Annotated in this window: 24 protein-coding genes; 5 read left to right on the top strand and 19 right to left on the bottom strand. The window is 34.3% G+C overall.

What is annotated here, in order from left to right; all coding sequences use genetic code 11:
• Position 1: 1 nt before the first annotated feature.
• From cobT to SMUL_RS07650, 8 genes are all read right to left on the bottom strand, one after another.
• Positions 2-1,036 (bottom strand): nicotinate-nucleotide--dimethylbenzimidazole phosphoribosyltransferase, encoded by a 1,035-nt coding sequence (gene cobT, locus SMUL_RS07685; protein WP_169730523.1) that lies wholly within the window; start codon positions 1,034-1,036, stop codon positions 2-4.
• Positions 1,033-2,517, bottom strand: a complete 1,485-nt coding sequence (locus SMUL_RS07680) for a cobyric acid synthase (protein ID WP_025344680.1) — start codon at positions 2,515-2,517, stop codon at positions 1,033-1,035. The genes cobT and SMUL_RS07680 overlap by 4 nt, the downstream gene beginning before the upstream one ends.
• Before the next feature lie 8 nt (positions 2,518-2,525).
• Positions 2,526-3,077, bottom strand: a complete 552-nt coding sequence (gene cobU / locus SMUL_RS07675) for a bifunctional adenosylcobinamide kinase/adenosylcobinamide-phosphate guanylyltransferase (protein ID WP_038533193.1) — start codon at positions 3,075-3,077, stop codon at positions 2,526-2,528.
• Positions 3,074-4,252, bottom strand: coding sequence for a norcobamide biosynthesis serine-O-phosphate decarboxylase (locus tag SMUL_RS07670; RefSeq protein WP_025344678.1), 1,179 nt, complete (start codon positions 4,250-4,252; stop codon positions 3,074-3,076). The genes cobU and SMUL_RS07670 overlap by 4 nt, the downstream gene beginning before the upstream one ends.
• Positions 4,237-5,148 (bottom strand): adenosylcobinamide-phosphate synthase CbiB, encoded by a 912-nt coding sequence (cbiB, locus tag SMUL_RS07665; RefSeq protein WP_025344677.1) that lies wholly within the window; start codon positions 5,146-5,148, stop codon positions 4,237-4,239. The genes SMUL_RS07670 and cbiB overlap by 16 nt, the downstream gene beginning before the upstream one ends.
• A gap of 194 nt (positions 5,149-5,342) precedes the next feature.
• Complete coding sequence (locus SMUL_RS07660; RefSeq protein WP_025344676.1) at positions 5,343-6,260, bottom strand: 4Fe-4S binding protein; 918 nt, start codon at positions 6,258-6,260, stop codon at positions 5,343-5,345.
• Positions 6,247-6,894, bottom strand: coding sequence for a 4Fe-4S dicluster domain-containing protein (locus tag SMUL_RS16625; protein WP_025344675.1), 648 nt, complete (start codon positions 6,892-6,894; stop codon positions 6,247-6,249). The genes SMUL_RS07660 and SMUL_RS16625 overlap by 14 nt, the downstream gene beginning before the upstream one ends.
• 269 nt (positions 6,895-7,163) lie before the next feature.
• Positions 7,164-7,499: a DUF4405 domain-containing protein gene (locus tag SMUL_RS07650; protein ID WP_025344674.1), complete on the bottom strand. Its 336-nt coding sequence runs from the start codon at positions 7,497-7,499 to the stop codon at positions 7,164-7,166.
• Between the two features lie 241 nt (positions 7,500-7,740).
• Here SMUL_RS07650 and SMUL_RS17415 point away from each other — a divergent pair, with 241 nt between their 5' ends.
• Together SMUL_RS17415 and SMUL_RS16620 are read left to right on the top strand one after the other, a co-directional pair.
• Entirely contained in the window at positions 7,741-8,412 is a 672-nt protein-coding gene (locus tag SMUL_RS17415; protein ID WP_025344673.1) for a response regulator transcription factor, read from the top strand.
• Entirely contained in the window at positions 8,409-10,235 is a 1,827-nt protein-coding gene (locus SMUL_RS16620) for a sensor histidine kinase (protein ID WP_025344672.1), read from the top strand. Before SMUL_RS17415 ends, SMUL_RS16620 begins: the two co-directional genes overlap by 4 nt.
• A gap of 136 nt (positions 10,236-10,371) precedes the next feature.
• On the opposite strand, the gene SMUL_RS07635 is transcribed toward SMUL_RS16620, so the two are convergent.
• Both SMUL_RS07635 and SMUL_RS16615 read right to left on the bottom strand, forming a co-directional pair.
• Entirely contained in the window at positions 10,372-10,596 is a 225-nt protein-coding gene (locus SMUL_RS07635; protein ID WP_025344671.1) for a hypothetical protein, read from the bottom strand.
• Complete coding sequence (locus tag SMUL_RS16615) at positions 10,593-12,074, bottom strand: reductive dehalogenase (protein WP_025344670.1); 1,482 nt, start codon at positions 12,072-12,074, stop codon at positions 10,593-10,595. The genes SMUL_RS07635 and SMUL_RS16615 overlap by 4 nt, the downstream gene beginning before the upstream one ends.
• 241 nt (positions 12,075-12,315) lie before the next feature.
• Between SMUL_RS16615 and SMUL_RS07625 the strand changes: the two genes are divergently transcribed.
• From SMUL_RS07625 to SMUL_RS07615, 3 genes are all read left to right on the top strand, one after another.
• Positions 12,316-12,987, top strand: a complete 672-nt coding sequence (locus tag SMUL_RS07625) for a response regulator transcription factor (RefSeq protein ID WP_025344669.1) — start codon at positions 12,316-12,318, stop codon at positions 12,985-12,987.
• The gene (locus SMUL_RS07620; protein ID WP_025344668.1) at positions 12,984-14,807 is read left to right on the top strand and encodes a sensor histidine kinase; all 1,824 of its coding nucleotides are present in this window, start codon (positions 12,984-12,986) and stop codon (positions 14,805-14,807) included. Before SMUL_RS07625 ends, SMUL_RS07620 begins: the two co-directional genes overlap by 4 nt.
• Before the next feature lie 149 nt (positions 14,808-14,956).
• Positions 14,957-15,373 (top strand): iron-sulfur cluster assembly scaffold protein, encoded by a 417-nt coding sequence (locus SMUL_RS07615; RefSeq protein ID WP_025344667.1) that lies wholly within the window; start codon positions 14,957-14,959, stop codon positions 15,371-15,373.
• 396 nt (positions 15,374-15,769) lie between these two features.
• Here the strand turns inward: SMUL_RS07615 and SMUL_RS07610 are convergent, their stop codons facing one another.
• From SMUL_RS07610 to SMUL_RS07570, 9 genes are all read right to left on the bottom strand, one after another.
• Complete coding sequence (locus tag SMUL_RS07610) at positions 15,770-15,994, bottom strand: hypothetical protein (RefSeq protein WP_025344666.1); 225 nt, start codon at positions 15,992-15,994, stop codon at positions 15,770-15,772.
• On the bottom strand, positions 15,991-17,496 hold the full coding sequence (locus tag SMUL_RS16610; RefSeq protein ID WP_025344665.1) for a reductive dehalogenase: 1,506 nt from the start codon (positions 17,494-17,496) through the stop codon (positions 15,991-15,993). Before SMUL_RS16610 ends, SMUL_RS07610 begins: the two co-directional genes overlap by 4 nt.
• 358 nt (positions 17,497-17,854) lie before the next feature.
• On the bottom strand, positions 17,855-18,388 hold the full coding sequence (locus SMUL_RS07600; protein WP_025344664.1) for a carboxymuconolactone decarboxylase family protein: 534 nt from the start codon (positions 18,386-18,388) through the stop codon (positions 17,855-17,857).
• Between the two features lie 194 nt (positions 18,389-18,582).
• The gene (gene ribH, locus SMUL_RS07595) at positions 18,583-19,053 is read right to left on the bottom strand and encodes a 6,7-dimethyl-8-ribityllumazine synthase (protein ID WP_025344663.1); all 471 of its coding nucleotides are present in this window, start codon (positions 19,051-19,053) and stop codon (positions 18,583-18,585) included.
• A 208-nt stretch (positions 19,054-19,261) separates the two neighbouring features.
• Positions 19,262-20,332 (bottom strand): bifunctional 3,4-dihydroxy-2-butanone 4-phosphate synthase/GTP cyclohydrolase II, encoded by a 1,071-nt coding sequence (locus SMUL_RS07590; protein WP_025344662.1) that lies wholly within the window; start codon positions 20,330-20,332, stop codon positions 19,262-19,264.
• 9 nt (positions 20,333-20,341) lie between these two features.
• Positions 20,342-20,905, bottom strand: a complete 564-nt coding sequence (ribA, locus tag SMUL_RS07585) for a GTP cyclohydrolase II (protein ID WP_025344661.1) — start codon at positions 20,903-20,905, stop codon at positions 20,342-20,344.
• Between the two features lie 128 nt (positions 20,906-21,033).
• Positions 21,034-22,743 carry an FAD-dependent oxidoreductase gene (locus tag SMUL_RS07580; RefSeq protein WP_025344660.1) on the bottom strand — a complete coding sequence of 570 codons (1,710 nt, stop codon included), beginning with the start codon at positions 22,741-22,743 and terminating at the stop codon, positions 21,034-21,036.
• Between the two features lie 91 nt (positions 22,744-22,834).
• Positions 22,835-23,494, bottom strand: coding sequence for a cytochrome c3 family protein (locus SMUL_RS07575; RefSeq protein ID WP_223809794.1), 660 nt, complete (start codon positions 23,492-23,494; stop codon positions 22,835-22,837).
• Complete coding sequence (locus tag SMUL_RS07570; RefSeq protein ID WP_025344658.1) at positions 23,470-23,934, bottom strand: cytochrome c3 family protein; 465 nt, start codon at positions 23,932-23,934, stop codon at positions 23,470-23,472. Before SMUL_RS07570 ends, SMUL_RS07575 begins: the two co-directional genes overlap by 25 nt.
• Between the last annotated feature and the right edge of the window lie 201 nt (positions 23,935-24,135).

Below are 24,135 nucleotides of genomic sequence, written 5' to 3'. Positions count from 1 at the left end.
CTTATACCTCTGGGTAGACACGAATATCGCGTGTTAGATTACTAGCCGCTTCAACCAAAGGAAACACGAGTACCGCACCACTACCTTCACCAAGTTTCATGTTCATATGAAGCATCGGATTAAAGCAAAGTGCTTCCATTATCCACTTTGCACCAGGCTCTTCACTGATGTGAGAAGGAATCATGTAATCTCTTGCATGCGCGTTCATGCGGTATGCAAGCAAGGCAGAAACGCCTGAGATAAGGCCATCTAAAACAATAGGTACTTTATACCTAGCCGCACCCAAATAGACCCCCGTCATGGCGGCGATATCAAGACCACCCAATTTTTGGATGATGTCGATAGGGTCATTCACATCAGGCTTATTGATACGAACGGCATCCTCTACAACGGCTATTTTCAATCCTAATATTCGCTCATCAATACCACTGCCATATCCCACAAGTTCAACTAACGGAAGATTCGTTAAGGCTTTTAAGCAGGCACTACTAGTTGTTGTATTGCCAATACCCATTTCACCCACAGCAAAAAGGTTGTAATCTTTTTCTACGAGTTCACGAACGATATCAATACCAACTTCAATAGCTTCAATGGCCTGTTCACGGCTCATTGCTGGGCCTTTTCGAATGTTATATGTCCCTGTAGGCATAATTTTATGCGTAATTGCCCCTTTGAAAACACGTGTCGAATCAATGCCAAGATCAATCACAAAAAGTTCACTGCCCAATGATTTGCACAGTGAACTAATAGACGCTTCCCCCGCAACCATCGCTTCAACGACATATTGTGTTATCACACGCTTAGAAGCACTCACGCCCTCTTCTTCAACACCATTATCTGCAGCCATCACGACGACTGCTTTTTTCTTAACGCGGTACTCTTTTTCTATTCCACTCAGTTGAATATTCATCTTTTCTAATTTACCAAGCCCATCAGGCGTCTTCAATAATGTCGCAATATATTCTTTTTGGTTTTTTTGGTTTTCTTCATTTACTCCGGTTATAGCAAGTAAAGTCTCTTCTAATAGATGCATCATTCAACTCCTATAATGTTGTAAATAGCTCTCATATCTAGATTTTCACGTAACAATAAAGCCAACTTGTCGTACTCACCTTGTTTATAAGCGTCATAGTCAAAGACTTCATCGACTTTTGTAATGCCTTTTTTCTCACGAATACGATTTAAAAATTCAGTGGTAAAGTCAGAATTATCAAACACCCCATGGATATAGGTTCCTATAACATTGTCCCGTATTGCCCCGAGTAATGCCTCAGTACCTTCAAATAAATTGGCTTCATTGCCATACGTGATGCCTTGATGGATTTCATATCCTTTGATACGGCATTTAGTCATTCCTTGAAGAAAACCTGTATTACAACTGAGTAAGCCTTCAAATTGCGTCGTTGTCTTTTCTTTTAACATCGTTGTTTCGATATCTAAAAGACCCAGTCCGGTTATTTCTTGAATGGAAGATTCAATTCCAAATTCATCTTGAATTTTTTGACCTAACATCTGAAATCCACCACAAATACCAAAGATAATCACCCCATTTTTTGCATGTTTAATCACCGCTTCGGCCATGCCTCTTTGTTGAAGATCCAGCATATCCTCGATAGTGTTTTTTGACCCTGGCAAGATAATAACATCTGGATTTTCAATCTCATGTACTTTTCGAACATAACGCACGGTTACATCACTGTGTCTCAAAAGGGCATCCATGTCGGTAAAATTTGAAATGCGCTTAGGTACAATAACGGCGATATCAATTGCCCCACGTGCTTTTTTTTCTAAATGCCTATCACCAAAACCATCTTCTTCTTCAATACCCAGTTGTATATAAGGGATAACGCCAAGAACAGGAATATTGATTTTTTCTTCAATCATACGAAGCCCTGGTTCAAGTAAGGTTACATCACCACGAAACTTATTGATAATAACCCCTTTGATACGAGCACTTTCATGTTTTTCCAAAAGTTTTATCGTTCCATATATTGAGGCAAAAACGCCTCCTTTATCAATGTCTGCAACCAAAACAGCTGGCGCATCAGCCATTTCTGCCATACCGGTATTGACCAAGTCATCTACTTTCAAATTAATCTCAGCAGGACTTCCAGCTCCTTCGATAATAGATACATCATAGTTTTCGCGTATCTTGTTATAAGCCTTCATAACCTCTATTTTCATAGCACCACGATTGGTGAAATACTCTCGAGCATCCATATTGCGTAAAGCTTTTCCATGCAAGATGACTTGTGCCTTGCGGTCTGTTGAAGGTTTCAGCAATATAGGATTCATCATCACATCAGGCTCCAGCCCTGCGGCTTCTGCTTGCACCACTTGGGCACGTCCCATCTCTTTTCCATCTTTGGTGATATAAGAATTTAAGGCCATATTTTGAGATTTAAAAGGGCAAACTCGCACACCATCTTGCTTAAGAATACGGCATAATCCTGCCACAATAACGCTCTTACCAACATCCGAACCTGTACCGTAAACCATTAAATTTTTATGTTTCATTAGTGTCTCTATTTTAATTTCATCGGTAATCCTGCGACTACCAAGTATGCTTCATCACTTGCACGTGCTACGTGCTGATTCATTCGTCCTGCAATATCTCTAAAGCGACGTCCTAAGGGATATTCAGGAATGAGTCCCATACCTACTTCATTGGACACGATAATCATTTCACCAGCAAACTCATGCCCAAACAGCACCAATGCATTCACTTCTTCTAATATCTCTTGTTCAATTTCATAAACTGCTTCATCACTGAGCGTTTCCCAATCCACATCGCGGTTCATAATCATCATATTGCTGACCAAATTTGTTAAACAATCTACCAAGACAACCTGTGCATCTTTTGCCTTTACATGTAAAGCTTTTGCGATACCTTCGTATTGTTCAATAGTAACCCAATCACTTCCACGCTGCTCTAAATGTTTTTTAACGCGGTATTTCATTTCGTCATCAAAAGCAATGGCGGTTGCTACGTAGCATTTATTTTTATAGCGTTTAGCCCTATCTTCTGCAAACAGACTTTTCCCGCTACGTCCACCACCGGTGATAAATGTAATCACTTACTATCCTTTAGTATGCTTTTGAGCGCCATAACGATGCAGTTATTCTCTTCACGCGTTCTTCCTGCAATACGAATACATTCGCCCTCAACACCAATTTTATCTGCCATGGTGCGAACATAAATTCCATACTCAACAAGGAGTGCACTAATCACAAAACTTGCTTTTATTCTAGACGGAAGTTTGAGCATCACAAAGTTAGCCATCGAAGGATAGACATACACATTTTCTATCCCTAAAAGCGCTTCTTTAAATCTGCACATCTCTTTGATATACTGCTTTCTAGCTTCTTCATAGCGCTTTAAAAAATCTTCCCTTACAAAAAGTCGAAGACAATACTCACCAATACCATTGATATTCCATAAAAATCCATGCTCTAAAAGTGCATCAATCTTACGTGAATCCATCAAGGCATACCCAAGGCGAACCCCTGCTATGCCAAAATCTTTAGAGAGACTTTTAACAATGATGACATTAGGATACATATCAAATAAAACAGTTGAGCTAAGACATGTCAATGCCTCGTCTTCATAGGCAAAATGAATAAAACTTTCATCAATAATAATGCGCGGCACAAAGGCTAAGCGTTTCAATAAAATGTGCATCTTTTCTAAAGAAAGATAGGCACCATTTGGATTATTTGGATTAATCAACACAACGGTATCGGGTTGTTCATTTTCAATAAATTGGCAGTATTTATCCGCATCAAAGCTATAATCATCACGTTCATTCAATGGAAAATAAACAACTTCACACCCTTTGCCCACAAACTCATAATACGATGAAAAAGTAGGAATCATTAAGGCAACTTTTTGAACCTCTTCTTGTTGTAGAAGCATCTGAATAATTTCAGTGGCACCATTCCCGATAAATATATTTTCAGGCTTTACATGTAAAGACTCCGCCATAACTTTTTGCAAAGAACGTTGCTGTGATGGGTAGTGTGTCAGTACCTTTTTATAGGCATTGGTTTGAATTAATTCACGGTCAATATAATCAAGTACTAGCTCAGAAGCATAAGGATTTGACAAATAGCATGCATCGATCTTGATTTCCAATGTTGGGAACATTTTTTTCAAGTCTTCCATACTTGGACTATGACTTCCCGCATTCTGTTTTAACGCATGAAACGCTTTCGTAAATTGAGTGTTACGTGCATTCATTGTATCAACCATAGAAATGTAATCATTGCTGCCATACTTCCCAATACAATATAGTCAATCTTTGAATGCAGCGTGAGTACATTACATACGTCTTGCTGTGTTAAGGGAAGGGAACCATCCCCAAGATAAGGCTTATTTTTGATTGCACCAAAATAGCGTGTAGGACCACCAAGTTTTAAATGAAATGCCAATCCAGCTGCTGCAATGGGCCAGCCTGAATTAGGACTTTCATGCCCTGAAGCATACTTTTTTAACGTATTAAAGCTGTACGATCCTTTAGCAGCTAAATAAATAAGTAATGCACTAATACGAGCAGGAATCCATCCTACAATATCATCCAACCTTGCTCCTGCAGTTCCAAAATGAGAGTAACGTTCATTTTTATAACCCACCATGGAGTCTAATGTGCTAATCGCTTTAAAAATAATAAGCCCCTTTAGTCCAAAAAGAAGAAGATAAAATAAAGGTGCTATAACCCCATCATTAATATTTTCAGTATACGTTTCTATACATGCCTTGTAGATTTCGTGGTCATCCATATCTTCAGTGTCACGACTGACTAAATACTTTATTTTTTCTTTTGGAACAGAAGAATTGATGACGTCCAAAACAGAATGATAGAGCATATGATGCGCCAAAAACATCGAAGCAATCACGATTGAAATAAATATTGAAATACCATGTGGAAGAGAAGATAAAAGAGTTTCTAACAGCCAAATAGCTACGTATGTAAGTCCTAATGTACTCACAGCAAGCACTAAGCCTCGTTGAAAAGTATTTTTATAAAATTTTTTTTCAAACCAACTTATATAACGCCCAATAAAAATGACTGGATGCGTTATAACTGTAAATTCACCAACAAATTTATCGACGATATACGCAAAAAAAGCTATTAATGCGGTATTCATTCTTTATCCTTTTTTCTTGAGTTTAATCAAAGAGATAACCTCTTTAGTTAAACAATTTAAGACATTGTATTAATGCAACGTGTTCAGAAAAAAATATTGTTCTAACGGCACAAGTGAGAATAGCCGCCAAACTTATATACTTTTTCTTGTAACCATTGGTTACGCCCATTTTATAATCCCTTTTGTAAAGTTAATTAAGCTGTTTTATTCATTGTTTCAATGGATGTATTCAGTACATTCACATCTTTTACTTCTTTAAATTTTGTTTTTTTATGCTCGTATAAAGCAACAATGTCTATGGCATGTTGCGGACAATATTCTGCACATAGCATACATTTGATACAAATACTCATATCAGGAAGCCCTCTATGATGTCCAATATTAACAGGACATACTTGTTCACATAACTTACAGTTGACACATGCTTCTGTTGTTGAAGGAACGATTGTCTTGTTATACGTTGACATAAGCCCTTTCAATGAACCGACAGGGCAAACTTGTGACCAACCTCTTACAAATAAAAACATAGATACGATAGGAATTATTAACAATAAAGTGTCATAACGTAGTGCAATGTGAAAATGCGTAATTGTAGAATGATTGACTGTTTCAATAAGAGCCCGTGAAATGATTCCTAATGGACAAATTGTGCAAGGTAGTGGATACTGAAATACAAATATTCCTATTAATGTACCTATCATCATGACAAAGATATCATCCATACCAGGTTGCGGTACATACTTTTGCACTTTATTTTTTACTTTAGTGTATTTTTTATAGGTCTCATTAGATGTCATTTTACGTATAATTCCGCCCATATAAGACGTAGGACAACCCCAAGAACAAAACGATCTTCCCGCTAAAAAAAGAAGAACTGAAATTGTTAAAAAAGGTACGATAAGTTTTGTATTAATAGTGTGTGTTGCTAGAGAGAGCTCTATAAAACCAACTGGACAAATAAGCCTAAAATAACCAATACTTACATAACATGTTCCGGCAACAGTTATGATGCCAAATGCACCTAGTATAATGCTTAGCATAGAAAAGTTATGTACACTTTTTCTAATGATTTGTAATTTTTTTACATTAATAACTTTATTAATTTGATTCATTTTTTGCTACCTTTTTTACGTCTGCTATAGGAATCATATCAATGCACCGTGGAGGACAATAATGAGCACACAATCCACACCCAATGCATTTATCTTTAACAATATAAGGCTTTAACGGGGAATCTTTGAGTTTTATTTTTGTAGGTATATCACGTTCTTTAGTATAAGGTTTATCAGGAACTTCTGGATTTGGAAAGAGTACTACTCCCTCAATGGGGCAATGTAAAAAACAAACCATACAATTCACACACTCTTCTTCTTTTATAATGGCAAGACCAAGCTTTTCTTCTTTTAAATCTTTAACTACACTCAAAACATCTGTTGGACAAGCTTTAACACATAAAAGACACTCTTTTCCCCAAGCAATACAGCCACCATTTTTGATATCAATTATAGGTGTGCCGATATTTTTAACATCCCAACAAAGATCAATAAGTGTCACCGCTTTAGTGGGGCATGCTGAAACACAAGCACCACATTTAATACATGCTTTATAAAAAGTATCGTCTTTAATGGCGCCTGGAGGTCGTAAGTAGTGATGTTCTCCTGACATTAACGGAACAGCTCCAACAAGACCGAACATCGCTCCTGCTTCTGCGCTGTAAATTAAAAATTTTCTTCGATTAAAATTCATCTTTTTCTCTCTTAAAGATTGTCCTAGCACTAAGACTCTCTTATCATTACTTATTTTTATTGCTATGTAATGATAAGAAAAAAAAATAGATAAGTTGTGCGGAGAAAATAGATGAATAAAAAATTTTACCTTTTTTTTAATACAACATAAAGTTTTATCTCTTTGTAGTCATAAAATCAAATAAGATAGAAGAAGGACTTTTATCATAAAGTCCTTCATTATGTGTAGATATTCAGAGAAGTTTTAACCCAGTTCTGAGGAAATTTTGTTTACTCTTCTAATGTTTTTGCAATATTTTCCATCTGCTTTATTTTTTCTATGTTTAATGGTTTATTAATACCTACACCATAAAGTAAAACCATTATTATGCTCAATACTCCTGTAAAAAGTGCCATCTTTTTTATATTCAAGTATTTTTTTACTGAACCGAAGTTAAGATACAGGTGTAGACTACCGGATAAAACCATCAAGACTCCAAAAATCTTATGAACAGGATGCATCTGAAACTGAAACTCAAAACTATTCAGTATAATCATCAAAATACCAGAGCTCCCAACTGCCAGCAATGAAACCAATAACGTCAACGATACTACTTGTCTAAACATGTCGTTCCTTTATTTTTGTATTAATACAATCAACATTCAACACTAAAACTCCATAGTACATAAAACTTGTAGTAACTTTGTGTGCAATAAAGAGAGAACCTTGAATTTTATGAATATTTATAGGTAACTTATAGGTGAAATATAGGGTAACTATTAAATAGATAATTTTTACTCTTTTAAGTTAATTTTTAACAAAATATCTGATAGAATCATAGTTATAAACTATAGGATAGGTTCACACATGTTTAAAAACTATAAAGTACTTTATGCAGAAGATGATGCAGGAATTCGTAAAAATATTGGAGAAATTCTTTCTCTTCTTTTTGATGATGTACTTCTAGCACAAGATGGGGAAAAGGCATATGAATTGTATCAAAATGAGTCTCCAGATATCATGGTACTCGATATTGAGATGCCCTATCTTAATGGCTTAGAAGTGGCCGAAAAAATCAGAAAAAGCAATAAAAATATCCCGATTGTCATGGCTACAGCTTATACAGACACGGCATATTTTTTAAAAGCAGTTGAATTAAATCTAACCTCTTATATTTTAAAACCAATAGAAACTTCTGATTTGAAAAAAGCACTTAAAAAATGTGAAGAGCAATTAAGTTATTCTAAAAATAGCGAAATTCACATCAATCAGAGCGCATATTATAATGTAGGTGAACGAACACTGTATATCAATAATAGTGAAGTCAGATTAACGAATATTGAAATGCAATTTCTTGAATATATGTTGAAAAATCCTAATAGAGTTATCAACTATAGTGAATTTGAGTATAATATTTGGGAAGAAGGGATGAGTGGTCCAGCTATTCGAACCCTTGTCAAAGATCTAAGAAAGCACCTAACCAAAGAGAGCATTCAAAATATTCCAAAAATTGGATACAAGCTGGTTCTTCAAAAATGAAGTTCTTCTTTCTTTTTTTTCTTTTGACACTCTCTTTATTTAGTGGCGTAATTACTTTAAATGAAGAGAAACTCTTATTACATCGAAATACGTATCTTTTAAATGAAAATATCTTTATAGAAGATGCTCTCAAGCATAGCGATTTCATCAAAAACAATAACCTTTCCGTTTTTTTAAGAAAGCAATTTACAAAGAACTATTGGTTAAAAATACCTCTCAAAAACACACTCAATAAAGAGCTAGATAAAACACTTCTTTTTTACTGGAAGAATATCAACCTCCAAGTTTACTATAGCAAAGACAATAAAATCATCGAAACTAAGTCTGTAAGTGATGGCATAAACAATGGTATTTCTTACTACTCTTTCATTATAGGACCTAATGAAGAAAGTACCATCTATATCAAAGTCAATGATCACCCATTAGTGGATGATTTTTCTGCTGCTTATATCATCAATACTGAACAACTTATATCAGAAATTAGTAACTATGGGAGCGTTTATAAACATGGTCTTTTATTTGGTATTTTACTTACCATTCTTTTTGCAAGTTTATTTATGTACTTTATGACATCCTTAAAAAGCTACTTTTATTATGTCTTGTTTGTAATGTCCATTATCTTCATTACCTCAAACTTACACTGGAGCTTTTACTCAGCACTGAGTCCATACCTTGAAAAGTCAATACTCTATAACATTATGAAAGTGGCTAATCCTTTTAGTATTTTGATGACACTTACCCTTTTCACCAAAGAGTTTTTTGATCTCAAATATAAGCATGCCACGATTAATAGCATTTTAAATTTTTACATGCTCTCTTGTATACTAATGGTAATTATACAGTTCATCTTTTCAAATGGATCTTTGATTATTTTTTATCCAGGTATATTATTACCAGGTTTTATTTTAATTGGTCTCATTATGTTAAAACAAGACAAACTGCAAGCTTCCCTTTATTCTATCGCGATGATTTTATTAATCTACCCTCTATTTATGGAGTCCTTTATTAGAATATTCAATTTTGATGGTGTACAAAATATGAACAATTACCTTCAAGTCACCAGCACACTATGCTCTTTATGCCTAAGCATTGTAACCTATATAAAGCTACTCTCGATCTTAGAAGAAAAAAGGCAATTTGAAAAAGAGATACTTGCACGCTCACGCTTTAGTGCGATGGGAGAAATGATTGCCAATATTGCCCATCAATGGAGGCAACCACTGAGTCATCTTTCCTCTATCGTTGTCAATATAGACATGCACAGCCAGCTTGATAAACTCTCACCAAAAACCTTACAAGACAAACTCAATGAGATGCATTTGCAGATTCGTCATATGACCAATACCATAGAAGATTTCATGAACTTTTTTTCTCAGAAAAAGCAAAAATCTACTTTTTCATGTAAAGAAATCATTGATGATTCACTCTCTTTTATGCGCACATCCTTTGAAAGCAATCATATTCAAATTTACACACAGTGCGATGCAATGTTTGAAATCAATACATATAAAAATGAACTTATACAAGTCATTATCACCATCTTAACGAATGCAAAAGATGCACTCAAAGATAATCCTGAAGAAGATCGAAAGATTTATTTTAAAACAAGTAAAAATGAGATATCCATTAGCGATAATGCAGGGGGAATTGATAGCAAAATTATTCATCGAATTTTTGAGCCTTATTTTTCAACAAAACTTGAAAAGAATGGAACAGGACTTGGACTCTACACAGCAAAAATCATTATGGAAAATAATATAAAAGGGAGTATTCAAGTTGCAAACAATAAAAGAGGAGCCGAGTTTATCTTAAAACTTCCATAGTCTCTTGTTTTTTAAAATAGTACTATCGCCATTACTCCCAAAAATATCGCTTTAACAGAAATACAAAACAAAAAAGGTACATTACTTCCAAAAAATGGTAGACTTTGTACCTTTTATTTAATAATCAATTCAAAGATTAACGCTCAAGTTTATCCCATAAAATATAGTTTGGCTTAAACTTCATTGCAAGAAAAACACCGATGATCGAAAAAATCAATCCAGCAACCATTAATATACTACCAGCTTGTGGCTCATCTTCTCCATAACTTCCCATTGAAATTTGGAAAGTAACCAAAATCAATGCCAAATAAAGTAAACTCAAACCAATTGCTTTATAATTTAAAATATTTAATAATTTCATGATTTTTTTACCCTATCCTTTCCTGTTGTCTCCGTATCTTTAAAGTGAGATGTATCTAAACCATAGGTATTGATTTTACCTTTCCATACTTCTTCTACATTTCGTGTTTTACCATAACCCAGTGCATCATCCATACCTAGCATTACAGGATCAAGGAATCTTGTTTTATCAATCAACCATTCAACGCCATCATGAATCCAAATATTGCCTTTTGTAAAGGGGCAAACAGCTACACATATGCCACAGTCTCCGCCCGATTCAACCCAATACTGTAAACATTTTTTATGGTCATTGTGCCATTGGTAGCGGCCATTTGCATTATGAATATCTCGTGCTTCATAGGATTGTGGCCCTTCTGAGATTGCCTTGGAAGGACAGTCTCTTGCACATTTTTTACATGTTTCACAAAACTCTGTAACACCAAAATCAATTGGTTTATCGGGAATAAGAGGCATATTGGTAAAGATCTTAGAAAGACGAACCATTGGTCCATACTCAGGGGTGATGATAGTTCCCATACGACTAGCTTGTCCTAAACCTGCTTCAACAGCAAAGGCAACTGATTGTCCAACACCATTACAGCTTGGTATTGCATAGTAGCCTTGGTTACGAATAAACTGACAAATCCACATATCATGCGCCACCATACGAGAGTAACAAAGTGCCGCAGCTGCATGTGCCATAGAAGTAGCCAAACACTGCATCATATCACGGTTCATCGCAAAAGCAGAAACGATAACATTGGCAAAGCTATTTGGAATAATGTATTCATCTTCTGTTTCCGTTGGTTTTTCAATATCTTTAAAGTTAATTGGCTTTGTGATAAAGTTATTATCATCCTCAGGCTTATCTGATACTGTAGTAAAAGCCTCTTTAAAGATCCAATTTCGGTTCAATCTTGCAATACCCACTAAGTCAGCCCCTGCTAATCTTGTAACGTATTTAATCTGATTTGTTAATATGGCAGGATCTTTTTCATCTGGTGCTTTGTTATAGATATGTGGCCAATCCTTTGCTGCTTTAAAATTATCCCATAAATGCATCTTTCTATTTGGCTTTCCATATCCTAGCATTTCATTCAGTGTCCACGCAGCTGATTCCCATGCTCTAGCAGATCTTGCCTCAGCAACACTTGGAGCTTTAACGCCAGGTGCATGTTGTGCTGTATTAATCAAATTTTGCTTTTGGTCCATCATAGAAAACACCCAAAACTTAGTTTCTCCTTTGAAGTTTGGAATCATCACTGAAGAGGGATGATAAAATGCCACATGCCCCTCATTAAATCTTTCATACTTTTCATTGATTTTGATAGGAGATACCCCATCTGGCATCGCGAATTGATGACGAATCTCTTGCGATGCTTTTTCTTTTGCATGAGCATCTGTGCCCCCAAATGGTGCAATAGTAACCGCAACACCAACGCCAGCAACTATCTTTCCAAAATCTCTACGTGAAAGTTCAGGTTTTTTCTTTTCCATATTTACTCCTTAAAAAATCATCTACCATACAATCATGATAATGATTTTAAACCTTCTTGTAACCTTTAATTAAATGATCCCAAGTACAACCATTTAACATCTGACTTATTATGAAAATTGTATTTAAAACTTATGCAACCGTTGTATAACTAAAATAGAAGGAAAATATTTTTTATCTACAAGTTCTATATTTCTTTTTTTTATGATACGTACATTATTCATAAAATTTCAGGGATTTAACATGCTCGCTTCTTATACAATACTCTATGCAGATGATGAAGAACAAACTCGTGAAAACATAGGAGAAATACTTTCTCTTTTTTGCAAAAAAGTATATTTAGCCAAAGATGGGAAAGAAGCTCTTCAAATCTTTCAAAACAATACTATTGATATTGCTATTTTTGACATCGAAATGCCCTACTTTAATGGACTTGAAGTGTGTGAACAAATTCGTGAATTTAACCAAAAAATACCTCTTGTCATTGCTACTGCTTATACAGACACTGAGTATTTTTTAAAAGCCGTTGAACTTAATCTAGCAGCTTATATCCTAAAACCTGTCACCGCGATTGATCTCAAAAATGCTCTTAAAAAATGTGTTGCTAATCTTAAAAACAATAAAAATGAAAAAATTTATTTTTCTGATATAGTTTATTATGACACTATTAAACGTGCTCTTTTTGTCAATGAGAAAGATGTAATTTTGAGAAGAAGTGAAATCACTTTTTTAGAATATTTACTAAAACGTGTTAATGAAATTGTTAGTTATCAAGAGTTTGAAAATAATATCTGGGAAGAAGGTATGAGTAGTGCCGCTATTCGTTCGTTAGTACGAGATATCCGAAAACATTTGCCTCCAGAGACTATTATTAATGTAGCAAGACTTGGTTATAAATTGAAACTCTATAAATGAAACTACTACGCTCTTTTTTGATTGTTTATTTATTAATACTTTCTCCTGCTTGTGCTTTGCCTTATATTAATTTAGAAAATCCATCAACGTATCTCCTTAAAAAAGATATATCTATTGATGAAGCTATTAATAATCCTAGTTTTTCGAAAGTAAATCTACAATACTCTGATATGCGAAATTTAGATAACAGAAATTTTTGGATAAAAATACCTATGTCCAATAATAATGTTCAACAACTTGAAAAAAGCATTATCTTCTTTTGGTACAACGCCAAATTGGATCTTTATTATGTTAAACATAATCAAATACTAAAACATTCTTCACTTTATGACCAAGATCGCACTGGGTTTGTATTTGATAATTTTATCATTAGCCCCAATGAAACTTTAACCCTATATGTAAAATCTAATGAAAAAAAAGGGTATGATGTCTTTAAATCCATAAAAATAGTTAATCAAGAAAAAACCTTTAGTGTTATTTCAACAGATAAGTCTTATTTTGACAATGGATTCTTTTTCGGAATTTTAATTAGTATATTTTTCTTTAACTTAATCGTATTTTTTTCTATCAAAGAAAAAAGTTTGGGATACTATTGCTTGGTACTTTTACCCCCAACACTCTACTGTTCTCCTGATATTGTCGTCTTATTAGAGTGGTTAAACTTTTCCAATAAAAATATCATTGTCCTTTTTAATATCTTCTTCCCTGCCCTTCACATTATCACTTTTCTACTCTTTACTAAATACTTTTTTGAAACAGAAAATAATTATCTTTGGGTTGATAAATTTATCAATATAAGCCTTCTCTTCTCTTTAATATTAAATATCTACAATTTTATCTTTGACCACTACAGCTACATTATAGCAGCATTAATTCTACCCTTTTTTTTCATGGTTGGTATTGTCAACCTCAAAAAAGATTTCACAGTCTCCGTTTTATACATCATCAGCTCAGCCTTTATCTACTACCCATTTATCTTCTATTTTTCTTCATTTGATATCAAATTCTTTGATACCTACTTAAACAAGGGCACCTACATCAACAATATGCAGGTCACCAATACTATTGCTGCAATTTTACTGTGCTTTTCTATTTATATCAGGTTGAGTAAACTCTTTTATGAAAAACTCTCTTTTCAAAAAGAGCTTTTAGCCAAATCACGCCTTGCTGCAATGGGCGAGATGATTGCAAGTATCGCTCACCAATGGCGACAACCTCTTAACAATGTCTCAACAACTTTGGCCAACATTGAAATGACCAGTGAACTTCAAATGCTTTCACATGAAAAATTGAAAACAAAGGTCCATGAAGCCAATACACAGATAAAATACATGTCAAATACTATCAATGATTTTTTAAATTTCTTTTCTACAAAAAAAGAGGAGCGTGTTTTTCTCCTTAAAAGCGCCGTTGAGAGTGCCATGGTATTACTCCGAACACCTTTTAAACAAGAACAAATTTCTTTACATGTAAAGAGCGATGAAAGTACTATCATTGGATGTAAAAATGAACTCATTCAAGTCTTAACCATTCTCATGAGCAACGCCAAAGATGCCTTGAAAACCAAAGAAGACAAACAGATATGGATTACTATCAAAAACAAAGAAATATTCATAGAAGATAATGCAGAAGGAATTGATCTTGAGATCATTGAGAAGATATTTGACCCATACTTTAGCACTAAAAAAGAAAAAAATGGCACTGGTTTGGGGCTTTATATGGCAAAAATTATCATAGAAAAAAACATCGGTGGTTCTTTACATGTAAAGAATTCTAAAAAAGGCGCAAAATTTATCATTGATCTTAGCCATGTTAATTAATATGCTATATTTGTATGAAAATACTTCTAGACATTAGGAATGCGCAGTATGAGATAATAGGTTTTTTCGTCTAATTAACTTATATTTTACCTATAAACGTCCTATACTTTTTTGCCATAATTAAAATTATAACTAAAGGAATAAACACTATGCGTGATGATTTTGACTACACAGGGCTCATAAGCCAATTAGAAGACCATATGAAAAACCCTCGTTTTTATGGACTATTAGATAATTACAATGCCAAAGCGACATGCCTTCACCCCGATGGAAAAGGTAAAGTTGTCCTTACTATGCAAATTGAAGATGATAAGACTGTCAGATGTGGTTTTGAAATCAAAGGTTGCCCATCACTGCTTGCACAAGCTTCGCTTTATTTAGATTCTGCTTTTAATGCTACGCTTTCAGAGACTTACATTTTAGCTGGTAATATTTTGAAACAAATCAAAGATGACGATTCTAAAGAATCACGATGCAGCATGTTATTTTTAACAGCGTATAAAGAGTGCGTAGAAGCTTATTATGAAAAAGAGAAAGAAGAGCGCATTACGACTCTAACTTTTTAAAACAAGAGAGATAATTGGCGATCTAGCTCAAAAGAGAGTTATTTACCAAGTCATCTCTCTTAAAACTGAAAAAAAAGTTATAACGTTTTCTTATAGCAATTACAAACCTAAAAATATACTTTTTTTCTTTTCCATTGACTTTATCAAAGCCAAAAATGTTTTTATGGCTCGCTTGATTGCATCACCAGAGTATTGATTTCGTGATTGAACTCGTAATCCCTGCATAAATGTCATAATCAAGTCAGCCACTTCATCAGCGCTTTGGAGTCACTCCAAAATAATGGGAATGTCAAGCTAAACGTGCTGTATATTTAAGCATATTTATGACTTAGAAAAAGAGAAAAGTAGGGTTTACATGTAATGATGTAAACCCTACTTTATGCATAGATTTAGAAATTAACGCTTAAGCTTTTCCCATAAAATATATGTTGGCTTGAACTTCATTAAAAGAAAAACGCCGATGATCGAAAAAATCAATCCAGCAACCATTAATATACTACCAGCTTGTGGCTCATCCTCTCCATAACTTCCCATTGAAATTTGGAAAGTAACCAAAATCAATGCCAAATAAAGTAAACTCAAACCAAGCGCTTTATAATTTAAAATATTTAATAATTTCATGATTTTTTAACCCTATCCTTTCTAAAGCTTACAGTGTCTCTAAAATGGTCTGCGTCTAGACCATATGTATTAATCTTTCCATCCCAAACTTCTGTAATATTTCGTTTTGCACCATAGCCCAATGCATCATCCATACCAAGCATTAATGGGTCTAAGAATCTTGTGTTATCAATAAGCCATTCAACGCCATCATGAATCCAAATATTGCCTTTTGTAAAGGGGCAAACAGCTACACATACGCCACAATATCCACCAGATTCCGGCCAATAACCTAAGCATTTATTATAGTCATTTTGCCACTGTAATTTACCTGATTGATTATGAATACTTCGTCCTTCAAAAGTTCTTGGACCTTCAGTAATTGCTTTTGAAGGACACTCACGTGCACATTTTTTACATGTTTCACAAAATTCTGTTACTCCAAAGTCGATAGGCTTATCTGGAACTAAAGGCATATTTGTAAAGACTTTTGTAAGTCTTACGTTTGGTCCAAATTCAGGAGTAATACAAGCACCCATACGACTAGCTTGTCCTAAACCTGCTTCAACAGCAAAGGCAACTGATTGTCCAACACCATTACAGCTTGGTATTGCATAGTAACCCATATAACGAATAAACTGGCATAACCACATATCGAACATACACATACGTGAATAACAAAATGCTGTTGTTGCACATGCCATACTGTTAGGAGCTGTTTGCATCATTTCGCGGTTCATAGCGATACCTGCAACGATAACATTTTCACAAGTATTAGGGATAATTAATTCATCATCAGTTTCTATTGGTAGTGGAACATCTTTGAAAACGATTGGCTTTTCAATCTCTTTATGCAAAGATTGTTCATAAGGTACGTCAGCTGGTATAGTTACTGCCTCAGAATAAACCCAGTTACGATTTAATCTTGCAACACCTACCAAATCAGCACCTGCCATACGTGCAGCAAATTTTACATAATTTGTAAGTTCCACAGGATCAGTTGTATCTGGAGGTCTTCTATCTAACCCTACTGGTGCCCACAATTGGGTGTTAGTCATAGTCTCACCAGACCATAACATAAAAAATCTATTTGGATAAATGTTTCCATAGTTAATATCTAAGGTCCATCCAGCAGCTTCAAGTGCACGACCTGCTCTAGCTTCTCCTACATTTTTAGCTTTCATCTTAGGACCATTTTCACCATTTTCAATCTGACGTACTTTCTCATCATATGCTGATAAAAACCAAGGTTTCACTTCACCTTTGTAGTTTGGTTTAAAAAATGAGGTTGGATGAGTAAACGCTGTTCGTACTTCAGCATATCTTTCCAATTTGTCGTTAACTATGATGGGAGAACCTGCAGTCATTGCAAATTGTTGACGAATTTCAGCTGCATTTTTCTCTTTTTCAGCTGCATTTGCACCTGGTACACCAAATGGAGCTATCGTTACTGCAGCTCCACCTCCGATAATCAACTTACCAAAATCTCTTCTTGAGAGTTCAGGCTTTTTTTTCTTTTCCATACTTCCTCCTTAAAAAATACCAAGAGTAACAACTTACACAGTGGTATTCAAACCTTCTTGTAACCTTTTATAAATAACCCCAAGTACAGTTATTTATTTTTTAATGTGTTTATGAATTAATTTCACATTTTAAGAATGATATACAAAAGTTATAGCTTTGTTATAGGAAAGATATAGATTTTAATTTTAAAATAATGAAAGTTAATAATATTTACGAAGTAATAAGTAAATACTTTTCTTTTTTTATATTTTTGGAGATTTTATAAAGATTTTGTCAATATATCAGACAATAATTTGTGTTAAAGGAACGCTTTTAAAAAAAAAGTAAGATAAAAAGTCGTCCCTAATATTTTATGTTTTATTCGCTTCCAAGACCAAATGTATTAGATAAGGTATTGATATAATTAAAATATCCAACAATACAAACCGCTTCAAAGATCTCTTTTTCACTGTATCCAAACGCCTTGATAACTTCTATATCTTCTTTCATGATTTTATAGTTATCTTTTTTTGAGGCACGAATACAAAAATGAAGTAACCTTTTTTCAGCTTCACTACAACTTAGGGCATCAATACCTAATGCTATTTCTTCAATTTCAACCTCACTCACACCTAAAGCCCGTGCAAGTTGCTTGTGTACACCTGCACACATTTTACACCCATTATCCAATGATACTAATATTGCAATTCTTTGTTTGGTGACATAAGGGAGTAATGTTTCTTTCAAGAGAAACTTGGAAACCATAGTATCTGTAGCAAAATAAACGTCTTCATTTAATGCAAGTAGCTGAAATATCTCACCCAAGCTACCCGTTTTTTCCAATTTCTTATCCGCATGTTTTTTAACAGAATCACTCATATTTTCATAGACGCAAAGTGCTATGTGTGCCATATTCTATCCTTATTTTTAAAATATTTAATTATTATAAATGTAAGTATAGAAAATAATTATAGGTTGTTTGTAGATAATAATAATTTTTCTACTAATTCTTTAATCATTAAATAATATTCAGTAGTATTTCTATCTATCTCGATGCTCAAAAAAACACCATCAATTCTATCAATATCTACATCTATAACTTTTTCTTAATTCTTTAATGCAGAGTATAGACTTAATAGTTCAATGACAGTAACCATTGCTTCAAAACCTTTATTACCTGCTTTACTACCTGCTCGTTCAATTGCTTGTTCAATGCTATCCACTGTCAGGACACCAAAAGCGACTGGTTTAGCAAATTGAAGTGCTACATTGGCCACACCTTTGGTCACTTCTGCAGACACATAGTCAAAATGTGGCGTTGAACCACGTATTACTGCACCTAAACAACATACTGCATCGTATTTACTACAAGCCAAAAGACGATTAAGTGCCATTGGAATTTCAAATGCACCCGGTACCAAAACAAGATCTAAATTTTCATCTTTGCCACCATGTCTCAAATAGGCATCCCGCGCTCCTTCTACCAAACGATCTGTGATGATATGGTTAAAGCGTGCATTAATAATAGCAACTTTTTCGTCACCATTTAGGGACAATTTACCTTCTACAATATTCATTATTATCCTTCATATCATACATTTTAACAAAATGGATATACTGATATAATCCATTGCAGACTCATTTATTAATTTTAGAGAATTGAATGCATGTGCCAATCATCATTCCCAACACAACACAACTTAAACCATACGCTACAAGATAGAAACCCATTACACTGATACCTTTTTTACTCTTTATTTTCATTGACAATAAATACTTGTTATTTTAAGCAACAGTTTCATTAACATTCGTACTTTTAATGACGCTAAGGCCAAACCCACTAATGCCAACAAACTCTTTATTCTTACTATCACTTAAAAGTTCTATATTTTCTATACCTAGATGTTTAATTATTTGCGCACCTATACCGTATTCACGAATTTTAGACATATCTTGTGTTCCATTATCCATAAAAATCAATACTCCACCACTTTTTTGCAGATAGTGTATGGCTTGAATTAAGCTATTATATTTTTTTGTATCAGCTAAAAGTTCATTATCAGGCATAATACTATGAAATTTTACTGCTGATCTATTTTTAATATTTCCAAACGCATAGGCTATATGATGGTTATCATTATGATCCACAAAGTCATAACGTCTGGCATCTTTGCCTAAAAATTGCGTTGTTGATTCGGCAATAACACGAATAAGTGATTCATTCATCATGCGATACTCTACAATATCAGAAATATAGACAATATTTAATTCATGCTTCGCACAAAAGATATCCAGATCAGGACGTCTAGCCATTGTTCCATCTTCTTTCATGATTTCACAAATAACGGCAGAGTCACCCTGTCCTGCTAAACGACATAAATCTACAGAACCCTCAGTATGACCTATTCTTACTAATGCACCACCCTCTTTAGCAATCAATGGAAAAATATGGCCGGGACGAACGAGTTCTGATTCATGCGATCCACCATCTGCTAAAATTTTTATGGTCATATCACGCTCACCTGCAGATATACCCGTTGCTGCTGTTCTTGCATCGACTGTAATTGTAAAAGCGGTTTCATATGATGAATCATTTTTTTTGACCATAGGCTCTAATTGCAATCTATTTGCTATCTTTTTTGAAATAGCAACACAGATAAGCCCTTTTGCATGACTTGCCATAAAATTAACTTTTTGTGGTGTAGAAAAAGAAGCAGCATAAACTAAATCACCTTCATTTTCTCTATCTTCATCATCTACCATAACAACCATCTTGCCTTGTCTAATATCCTCAATCGCTTGATTAACGCGGATAATAGCCTGGAATGTTTTTTGATCGCTTAATATTGCATTCATGTTTTTCCTTTAAAGTAAATGACCCATCATTTCTTTTTTAGTTTTCAAATAATCAACGTTATGATTATTTGAAGGTATAATAATTGGCCATCTTTCAATAATCATAATGTTTTTTAAACAACTCATTTTTTTAGGGTTATTCGTAAGCAAACGAATTTTATCAATTTTAAAATGCTCTAAAATAGTTTCTACCACTTCATAACTACGTTCATCACTTTTAAAACCCAACTGATGATTTGCTTCAATAGTATCGAACCCTTGATCTTGTAGCGCATAGGCATTTACTTTATTAAACAAACCAATATTGCGTCCTTCTTGACGTAAGTAAATGATCATTCCACCAAGTGATGAGATATTCTGCAATGCAAACTCAAGCTGTTCACCACAATCGCATTTTAAAGAGCCAAGTGCATCCCCTGTTAAACATTCACTATGAATTCTAACCAATGGAATCTGCCCAAGAGGTTCTTTGAAAATCACTAAATGCTCTTTAATACCTTCTTGAAAAGATTGGATTTTTAAATTTCCAAATTTGGATGGAAGATTAGCAATATTTGAGATTTTAATGTTCATTCCATATCCTTTAATAACGTTTTATCTATTGCTATGTAGAGATATAAGATAAAAGACCTTGTATATAACCTCGCAAGGGTACATACAAGGTCTGCTTATTACAAGCAGACCTATCTCAAAAATGTAACTTATAGTGTCATTTTTGTTTTAACATCATTAACACTCTTACCTGCAGCAACTAGACCAGTAAGGCGTCCGAATGTCATACAACGTCCATGACCAATACCTGGACAGATTGTTGGGTAATCGCCTGCAAAGAAGTTACCTTGTGCAGCACCAGCAACATAGAGGTTATCAAATGCTTTATCATCTTTATCAAGAACAAGCATTCTATCATCCGTACTAAGACCGCCACACATTGTAAGTAATGTTGCCAAAAGCTTACCAGCATAAAAAGGTGCCTTTTCAACAGGATAAAGACATTCAGATCTTTTACCAAAATCTGTATCATTCTTAACCTTGACAATTTCATTGTATCTTTTAACAGTTTTAACAAATTCTGCTCTTGGAACACCCATTTTATCTGCAAGTTCTTCGAGAGTGTTAGCAACAACAACTTTTCCCTCAGAAATATGTTTTTCAAGCATATGTTTTTCATCGTCCATGCTCCATTCTTTAACGCCTACAATTTTATCTTGTTGGCCAAAGAATAAACCACCACCAATTTTTTTCTTCATCATCTCTTCTGCATAGCTAAGACCGTTTGCATCATAAACAGACCAAGCAATGCCATCTTTTTGATACAATTTACCACAACTCATTGATTGTGTATTGATATCTTCATTTTTAAAACGTTTACCATATGCGTTTACATGTAAAAAGTTATAACTTTTTGCACCTGCTTCTAAGTGAATAACTGCAGCATGGTTTGCATCTCTTTGCATAGCACCACCAATATCCATAGCAATCATATGACCATCACCGGTATTGGATTTACTTGGAAAATAAATTTGAGCATCTGCAAGTGATGATGTTTGAGAGTAGTAAGAAACCATATCATGATTTGAAGCATAATCGCCTGATGCTATAATAACAGCTTTTTTAGCTGCATATTGAACATAACCTTTTTTGGTTTTAGCAATAACTGCTGTAACTTTATTACCATCTTTAACAAGTTTAAGTGCTCTCGCTTCAAAAACTACATCTACGCCTTTCTCTTTTGCAATTTCAACAAGAGCATCAACCACAGGTGCGTTACCAGGTACGCCATTTTTATCTCTAAACATATGTGTTACTGGGTGTTCATAATAGAATGGATCTTTACAACCTTCAAACCATTGACCATTTTGAAAGCCTTTTGTTTTCAATGTGTTATCGAGCCAATCCATACATGCGCCACTTTTTTCAATAAAGAGTCTTAGTAAGTCTTCATCAACACGTCCTTGTCCCCATCGTTCAAGTTCTTTCGCGATTTGTCTTGGATGAATATCTTTAGTGATTCCGTGTTTATCTTGAAAATCTGAACCAAATGCAGTAATATGGCCACCACGGGCACCTGGTCTTTTATATTTTTCCAACACAATTACTTTTGCACCAACTTCTACAGCAGAAATAGCTGCACACATACCTGCAAAACCAGCTCCAATGACGATAATATCAGCTTCAACAGTCTCTTTAACTTGGCTTGCATCAACTTTTGGTAAAGTATTTGGATATGCAGGATTTTTTGAAGGAGCAATTCCTCTTTCAGTGATAAAAGGTTGCGCAGCTGCTTTATCTAAATCTGGACCTTTTTCTGCAGCACTCAAACTTGAACCAATTCCTGTTGCACCTAATGCCACAACTCCTGTACCAATTGCACTGGTCTTAAAAAAATTTCGTCTTGATTGATTTGTCATCTTTTTTCCTTTTTTGATTTTTCGTATGTATTGACTCTTGCGAGCACCTTATTCTGTTCTGTTTTTTATTTTTGTTTTAGGGGATACTTTGTTAATTAGAACTTCCTTTTCCGTATAATTTTTCATTTATTTTAATTTTTTCTTTTGCAGAGCCTTTTTCATAAAGAGCGTGTTCTGGCTTATAAATATTTAACATATTATTAAGTCCGTTATGTCCTATCTCTGCATGACAACTTGCACAACCCAATTCTTTATTTGTACCAAGAAGTCCATTATAATGCTCATGCATTTGTCGAGCTTTTGGACTTATTTTTTCATTTGTTGCATAATTGCTATGACACTTAATACATCCATCATCATAAACAAATTTAGCTCGCTCTTCTCTCTTTTGTTGCCAGTCTATAGCATCTGGATTTCCAAAAAAATGAGTACCTACTTCAGACATTCCATTTTTTGCTTTTGTAAAAACATAATTGACAAGATTATTATGAGGAAGATGGCAATCAACACAATTGACTCTTATGCCTGTTTTACCGTTGCCACCATGAACATCGTTATCATATGATGCTCTCATCGGCGCCATTTCATGACAAACAACACAAAACTGAGGCGTTCCTGTTCTTGATATTGCTTCATAGGATGTATAAGAAACGATAAAGCCTACAACAATTCCTACAACTAAAAGAAGTGGAATTTTCTTTTTAATAGACGTAAAAATATTTTTTATCATGGCATTACCTTCTTCATCCAATTAGGAACCTCTTTTTCGTGACACTCCATACATCTATTTTGTGAAGGTTCATGTTCTTTATGACACTCATCACATGATAATGTTGGGCCATCATGATAGGAATTATGAGGATTGGTATGGAACATATCCATAAATCCTGTTCGTTTGGCCATTTTTTCTTTACTTCCATGACAGCTAAGACACCCTTTATCCCCAATGTATTCAAATTTAGCAGGAACACGTCCTTGGTCATCATGACAGTGAATACAATCTATGGATAACTTCGCATGGTGCGATTTGATTGGGTATTGGTCTCTTAATTCCTTGCTTACTTCTATCACAGGTGTAGCCTCTTTGGCTGTAGTAGTAGGTGACATAGCATTGTCAACAGCCTGTACAGAGATACACAGTAACACAATGGAAAAAAGAAAGATGCCAAGTATTGGAAAAACTCTTTTCACGTTACAACCTTTCTTTTTAATTTCTAAGTTTAAGTATAAAGCAATACACTATCAGAGAACTCATCTGAAAATTAAAAAAAACTTAAAATTAAAGGAGGTGTTGAAGATAGAAAATGCTTACATGTAAACCATGTAATGAAGTAGTTTTACTTTATAAAATATCCTTGTACACAAACAAAAACACTATTCTGTCCTGTACAT

Source organism: Sulfurospirillum multivorans DSM 12446, assembly GCF_000568815.1.
Classification (GTDB): domain Bacteria; phylum Campylobacterota; class Campylobacteria; order Campylobacterales; family Sulfurospirillaceae; genus Sulfurospirillum; species Sulfurospirillum multivorans.
Note: the sequence above shows the minus strand (reverse complement) of the source record. Positions and strands in the feature narration are given on the sequence as shown.

Excerpts from the sequence above, each read along its gene's own strand:
- cbiB (WP_025344677.1), bottom strand. The coding sequence starts at position 5,148 with ATGAATACCGCATTAATAGCTTTTTTTGCGTATATCGTCGATAAATTT.
- SMUL_RS07590 (WP_025344662.1), bottom strand. The coding sequence starts at position 20,332 with ATGAATGCAATATTAAGCGATCAAAAAACATTCCAGGCTATTATCCGC.
- ribA (WP_025344661.1), bottom strand. The coding sequence starts at position 20,905 with ATGAACATTAAAATCTCAAATATTGCTAATCTTCCATCCAAATTTGGA.
- SMUL_RS07650 (WP_025344674.1), bottom strand. The coding sequence starts at position 7,499 with ATGTTTAGACAAGTAGTATCGTTGACGTTATTGGTTTCATTGCTGGCA.
- SMUL_RS07680 (WP_025344680.1), bottom strand. The coding sequence starts at position 2,517 with ATGAAACATAAAAATTTAATGGTTTACGGTACAGGTTCGGATGTTGGT.
- ribH (WP_025344663.1), bottom strand. The coding sequence starts at position 19,053 with ATGAATATTGTAGAAGGTAAATTGTCCCTAAATGGTGACGAAAAAGTT.
- SMUL_RS16620 (WP_025344672.1), top strand. The coding sequence starts at position 8,409 with ATGAAGTTCTTCTTTCTTTTTTTTCTTTTGACACTCTCTTTATTTAGT.
- SMUL_RS07615 (WP_025344667.1), top strand. The coding sequence starts at position 14,957 with ATGCGTGATGATTTTGACTACACAGGGCTCATAAGCCAATTAGAAGAC.
- SMUL_RS07635 (WP_025344671.1), bottom strand. The coding sequence starts at position 10,596 with ATGAAATTATTAAATATTTTAAATTATAAAGCAATTGGTTTGAGTTTA.
- SMUL_RS07620 (WP_025344668.1), top strand. The coding sequence starts at position 12,984 with ATGAAACTACTACGCTCTTTTTTGATTGTTTATTTATTAATACTTTCT.
- SMUL_RS16615 (WP_025344670.1), bottom strand. The coding sequence starts at position 12,074 with ATGGAAAAGAAAAAACCTGAACTTTCACGTAGAGATTTTGGAAAGATA.
- SMUL_RS07600 (WP_025344664.1), bottom strand. The coding sequence starts at position 18,388 with ATGGCACACATAGCACTTTGCGTCTATGAAAATATGAGTGATTCTGTT.
- SMUL_RS07670 (WP_025344678.1), bottom strand. The coding sequence starts at position 4,252 with ATGGTTGATACAATGAATGCACGTAACACTCAATTTACGAAAGCGTTT.
- SMUL_RS16625 (WP_025344675.1), bottom strand. The coding sequence starts at position 6,894 with ATGAATTTTAATCGAAGAAAATTTTTAATTTACAGCGCAGAAGCAGGA.
- SMUL_RS07580 (WP_025344660.1), bottom strand. The coding sequence starts at position 22,743 with ATGACAAATCAATCAAGACGAAATTTTTTTAAGACCAGTGCAATTGGT.
- cobT (WP_169730523.1), bottom strand. The coding sequence starts at position 1,036 with ATGATGCATCTATTAGAAGAGACTTTACTTGCTATAACCGGAGTAAAT.
- SMUL_RS17415 (WP_025344673.1), top strand. The coding sequence starts at position 7,741 with ATGTTTAAAAACTATAAAGTACTTTATGCAGAAGATGATGCAGGAATT.
- SMUL_RS16610 (WP_025344665.1), bottom strand. The coding sequence starts at position 17,496 with ATGGAAAAGAAAAAAAAGCCTGAACTCTCAAGAAGAGATTTTGGTAAG.
- SMUL_RS07625 (WP_025344669.1), top strand. The coding sequence starts at position 12,316 with ATGCTCGCTTCTTATACAATACTCTATGCAGATGATGAAGAACAAACT.
- SMUL_RS07610 (WP_025344666.1), bottom strand. The coding sequence starts at position 15,994 with ATGAAATTATTAAATATTTTAAATTATAAAGCGCTTGGTTTGAGTTTA.
- SMUL_RS07660 (WP_025344676.1), bottom strand. The coding sequence starts at position 6,260 with ATGAATCAAATTAATAAAGTTATTAATGTAAAAAAATTACAAATCATT.